This window comes from Spirochaeta lutea, assembly GCF_000758165.1.
Classification (GTDB): domain Bacteria; phylum Spirochaetota; class Spirochaetia; order DSM-27196; family Salinispiraceae; genus Spirochaeta_D; species Spirochaeta_D lutea.
In genome coordinates this window covers 1,455-6,205 of sequence record NZ_JNUP01000062.1, presented here as the reverse complement: position 1 = coordinate 6,205, position 4,751 = coordinate 1,455, and the positions used below count along the sequence as shown (strand labels likewise).

Below are 4,751 nucleotides of genomic sequence, written 5' to 3'. Positions count from 1 at the left end.
ATTTCCGGGCAAAAACCGCGCCACTTTCGCTCCGCAGGTTAAGCGGTCGTTAGGTTGACGCCTTCGGCGCCCAAATAGAAAGGAGACACATATGGAGCTTATAGAAAATGGATCGCGACCTGAAGGTAGCAATCCATGTTATGTAGAGTGCCCGAAATGTCATAAAACTGGGGATTATTGGCAAAGTGGTTTTCATACAGTTTATGGTGAACACAATATTCTAAATTGTTTATATTGCCATGAGTTTTTTGAAGTAATTGGATTAGGAGATGGATGTCTTCGCTTAAAAAATGAATCTGACAAATAGATAATAAAATGGAACATACACTAAATTACGTAAATCCACCAAAATACAGTGAATATAAAAGAAAGGCAAAAGCTAATGATCGAGAATTTGAACTTACAAAAGAACAATTTGATAGATTATCTACTGGCAATTGTTATTATTGTAATGTCGAAGGCCCAAATGGAATAGATAGAATTGATAATTCAAAAGGATATTCTATTGAAAATTGTGTTTCTTGCTGCAAGCATTGTAATTACGTAAAAGGAAATTTGAGTATAAAACTATTCAATGAATGGAAAAAGCGATTCATTGAACATCAAAAGAGTGAAGAGGATAAATAAATGGCATATGAAAAAATGGTAGTTATTTTTGCTGATCTTCTTGGTTCAAAATCAATAACTGATTTTAACAAAAAATATATTATTCATAAGATATTTCATGAAGAATTGATATTAAATCAAGAAAGACAAAAACTAATAAGCCATGTTATCTATGACAGAAAAATATTTTCTTTTTCCGATTGTGTATATATTTTTTATTTCTATAAAAAAGGAATTGAAGAATCCAGGAAAAACGATCTAAATCTTATAAAAACAGCTATATTGAATACTACAAATCCTTTTCTACAAGTACTATTATCAGGTAACTTTTTACGCGGCGGTATTACTTTTGGTGATTGTTATTTTGATGACCTAGGTTTTTTTGGACCAGCGGTTAATCGTGCGTATGAAATTGAATCAACAATTGCTGAGCACCCCATAATAGAAGTAGACAATGTAATAGGTAAAGAAATATTTGATGATCAAATACAAAATTCTAATAATGAATTATTCAAATGGAAACCAAGCATCGTTAATAATTTGGAAAATAAATATTTCATGAATTACCTCTATCAGTTAGAGATTTCACCATTATTACAATATGGTCAAAACATCTATAGATATGATGAATCTAAAAAAGACATACTTGATTATATACATCTAAATAAACAAGAAAATAGTAGTAATATCAAAATTATAAATAAAATGAATTATCTAGAAAGGGTAATTAACTTATCAAGACCGAGTGAAATGAATAATGGTATAGGTAATATGGTTGGTGTTTTACAAAAATAAACCTAACAACTGCTTCAACCTGATAATTCCTTTTGTCACACTTTTTGCAGTCGCTACGCTCGGCAAAAAGTGCGCCAATCCCTTCGGGCCGGAATTACAGGTTAAGCAAATGTTATATGGAAATTAGAGGAAGAATGAAACAGAAGATCAGAATTATTCTTATATTTATTAGTTTCTTGCCAGTTTCTTTGGTCGCACAAAATTCTCCGGAAGGAACTTTCAGTGCAGGTGTATATGACGGTTATTTGACGTTACAAGCTGGGGAAGCTGAATTTTTTTCATTTTTCAATGATTTGCCCGAAATGACTTTGGAAGGAGAATATCAATACTCGATCCAAGATAATATTCCATTTATCGAAATATTTTCAGAGCCATATGTGAGTTTGGTCTTTTTATCAAATGAATACTTCGCCTATCTTTCCTTAGTCAATTATCGAGGCGAGACCTTATTTATTAACAAACAAAAAATAACTGAAATTATCGAAAGCTCATTAATTGGTCGGCACGATTTACTACTTATTAACTATGCTTCGATTTATGAAGCATCATCATACCTAATCGAAGGCGAAACGGAATATTTACCTTCGAATCTTGAAAGGTCAGCAATTATTGGTCCCTGGGTAGAAGGAGTTTCAGGTTCAGGAATTGGAGAAGTCATCACAGTCCAATTTGTAGTTGATGAGAATGGAAATCCAAATGATTATTGGAATGGATTTCCTGTCAATGGATTACTAATTTCAAATGGATTTGTTTCTAGCTCAAGACCTAGTCTATATGGAAGAAATAATAGAATAAAATCAATAAGAATTACAGATTTCAATGGAAACTTCAGTTTTGAGATAGAATTAGCTGATTCTCCTTCCCCACAGATAATAAGGCTTCCAGATTACACGAATAAAGTCACAATTGAAATTTTAGAAGTATATAATGGCTCACAATGGGACGATACATGTCTAAATTTTATTTTAGGAATCAGAGGATTAAAATAAAATTCCATATAACAAGCGCTTCGAGTCGGACTCGCCTATTGTCATGAAAAATGCTTGTCGCTGCGCTCGGCATTTTTCACGCCAATTACGGCTCGCCGCTCAAGCGGTTGTTATGTTTGCTTATGGCTACTTTTTTAAAATGAGCATAACTATGAAACAGAAATAAATTACATTTCAAGATAGAAAATGTAATCCATTAGAAAGAAAATTGGAAATTGTCTGTGATGACTGAATTAAAAGAATATAAAAATGAAATATTTTTAGGTAATCCTCAAATACTGTATTCAGATAAAAAATATAAGATATTTGTTGATCCAAAAATCGAATTAACATACTTAATCTTAGAAATAATGAGATATAAGACTGGTTTCTCACAATACAGAATATCAGATTATATGCAAAAACAGATTGCATCTTTTTCATCATATATTGACCATCCAGTATTCGAAACGTTACTTGGAATGTTTAGAAGAGGTTTCTCATATGATGCAATTCCTGGAATACTACACCGAATTAATGGAGACGGATCATTAAAAGAAAATTTAATAAGAAATGAATACTATATTAGGCGTGCCGGTGGAGAAAAAATCATAGAAAATTTCGTTATACAATTACATGATTTTAATAAAGATATTAATTATCTTGAATACTTTTATAAAAATTCGTCATTCTATAAAGAGCAAGGAAATAAAACACTGTCAAATATCAGAAAAATTGACATTATAACTACATTAAATGCATTCTTTGGAGAGACTGCAGGAAAGATTAATATATGCCTAACCCCTGATGCAACACATGGATATGGTGTCACTGTAGACTATGATAATCAGACAGAAATGTATCCAACTTTGGGAAATATAGATGATCCGTTACAATATCTTTCCTTTTTAATACATGAACTAAGTCATCCATTTGTAAATCCATTGATATATAAAGAAAACGAAATGGTTTCAATTACAGAATCATTATATAAACCAATAGAACAGAAAATGCGAAGACAAGTTTATCCGAATTGGGAAATAACATTAATTGAACATATCGTAAGAGCAATTACAATTAAGATAATGTGTATTACCTTCCCTTCAAATAATGAGAAAGAAATGATCGAAAAAGAAATAAACAAAGGATTCATATACATAGAAACTATAATAGGATCATTAGACTATTATCTAAATCATAGAAATGAATATAAAATATTTAGAACATACTTCAACAAATTATTAGAAGATGTAACTGATCTAATTTAGAAAAACATGAAAGCAAACATAACAATCACTTGAACCATATTTTGCTATTGTCACGGTTTTTGCTTAACGCAAAAACACGCGCCAATTACGCAAAAATGGTTAAGTGGGCGTTATACCGACGTAAAATAAACTGCAGGAATTAATTTGGATATATCAATCGAACTTGGTGCAAATAAATTAAATTTACGAGTTACAGTGTTATGTGAAACACCGAAAGGATTCTTGGTTGAGAAATTCCAGGATGATTTTTATTTTCCTATCGGTGGACGAATTCAAATCCAAGAAGATTCCTTAATGGCAGCGAAACGCGAATTTCTTGAAGAGATCGGATTTCAATGCCCAGAGTTAGAATATGAAGGGGTATTGGAGAGTTTCTTCGAACATGAAAATAAGAAATTCCACGAAGTTAATTTTGTATACCGAACTTTCCTCCCGAATCTTCCAAATCTGCCAAACAACATTTTGGCTATTCCAATAGATGAATTGCTACAGAAGGATTTAAGACCAAATAAAATAAAGGAGATAATTAATAAGAAAAATCAAACACCATTTCACTTCATTTTAAGAGAATGATAAATGGAATACTGTCAGGATCATTTGAAAATGATTTAATTGATTTGAGCTAAGGAATGGTAATAATTCGAACGCATGCTTCCTTGAGCTCTGCTGTGATTAGGAGATGGATTTGGGATTTAGTGAATTTGAAATAAAGAGATACCAGATGATCCTGGACGATTTTATGGAATCCAAAAGACCACCAGTGGAAATCCGCGATGAACTTGATATTGCCTATCGGATCGAGAATCAAAGCGTAGTTATCTTTGAAATACGACCGGAATTTCAGAATCCATCAAGTAAAATAGAAATTGAGGTGGCAAAAACTACATATGTCAGAACTAAAAATAAGTGGAAATTATTTTGGATGCGACGAGACTTGAAATGGCATAGCTATGAACCAGATTTATTTTCGGATTCAATAGAGGAAGTATTATCTGTGATTGATAAAGATGAAAATGGGTGTTTCTGGGGATAGAAAAATAAAAGCGCGGTATAACAAGCACTTCAACCTGATTCGCCTATTGTCATGGAGTTTGCTGATCCGCCTATCGGCGGG

General features: G+C 32.1%; 7 protein-coding genes. All 7 read left to right on the top strand.

Annotated elements, in window-relative coordinates; genetic code table 11:
* The first annotated feature begins 91 nt into the window (after window positions 1-91).
* The 7 genes from DC28_RS16420 (at window position 92) to DC28_RS07515 (ending at window position 4,670) form a co-directional block, all read left to right on the top strand.
* Window positions 92-307, top strand: a complete 216-nt coding sequence (locus tag DC28_RS16420) for a hypothetical protein (protein ID WP_156104621.1) — start codon at window positions 92-94, stop codon at window positions 305-307.
* A gap of 8 nt (window positions 308-315) precedes the next feature.
* Window positions 316-627, top strand: coding sequence for a hypothetical protein (locus DC28_RS16415; protein WP_037547415.1), 312 nt, complete (start codon window positions 316-318; stop codon window positions 625-627).
* Window positions 628-1,401, top strand: coding sequence for a hypothetical protein (locus DC28_RS07535; RefSeq protein WP_037547414.1), 774 nt, complete (start codon window positions 628-630; stop codon window positions 1,399-1,401).
* A gap of 134 nt (window positions 1,402-1,535) precedes the next feature.
* On the top strand, window positions 1,536-2,390 hold the full coding sequence (locus DC28_RS07530; RefSeq protein ID WP_037547412.1) for an NADase-type glycan-binding domain-containing protein: 855 nt from the start codon (window positions 1,536-1,538) through the stop codon (window positions 2,388-2,390).
* A 224-nt stretch (window positions 2,391-2,614) separates the two neighbouring features.
* Window positions 2,615-3,637 carry a DUF4932 domain-containing protein gene (locus DC28_RS07525; RefSeq protein WP_037547411.1) on the top strand — a complete coding sequence of 341 codons (1,023 nt, stop codon included), beginning with the start codon at window positions 2,615-2,617 and terminating at the stop codon, window positions 3,635-3,637.
* Between the two features lie 144 nt (window positions 3,638-3,781).
* Complete coding sequence (locus DC28_RS07520) at window positions 3,782-4,210, top strand: NUDIX domain-containing protein (protein WP_037547410.1); 429 nt, start codon at window positions 3,782-3,784, stop codon at window positions 4,208-4,210.
* A 112-nt stretch (window positions 4,211-4,322) separates the two neighbouring features.
* Window positions 4,323-4,670 (top strand): DUF3024 domain-containing protein, encoded by a 348-nt coding sequence (locus tag DC28_RS07515; protein ID WP_037547409.1) that lies wholly within the window; start codon window positions 4,323-4,325, stop codon window positions 4,668-4,670.
* Window positions 4,671-4,751: the final 81 nt, after the last annotated feature.

What these genes read in the sequence shown, in the direction of transcription:
- DC28_RS16420 (WP_156104621.1), top strand. Translation starts at nt 92, where the DNA reads ATGGAGCTTATAGAAAATGGATCGCGACCTGAAGGTAGCAATCCATGT.
- DC28_RS16415 (WP_037547415.1), top strand. Translation starts at nt 316, where the DNA reads ATGGAACATACACTAAATTACGTAAATCCACCAAAATACAGTGAATAT.
- DC28_RS07535 (WP_037547414.1), top strand. Translation starts at nt 628, where the DNA reads ATGGCATATGAAAAAATGGTAGTTATTTTTGCTGATCTTCTTGGTTCA.
- DC28_RS07530 (WP_037547412.1), top strand. Translation starts at nt 1,536, where the DNA reads ATGAAACAGAAGATCAGAATTATTCTTATATTTATTAGTTTCTTGCCA.
- DC28_RS07525 (WP_037547411.1), top strand. Translation starts at nt 2,615, where the DNA reads ATGACTGAATTAAAAGAATATAAAAATGAAATATTTTTAGGTAATCCT.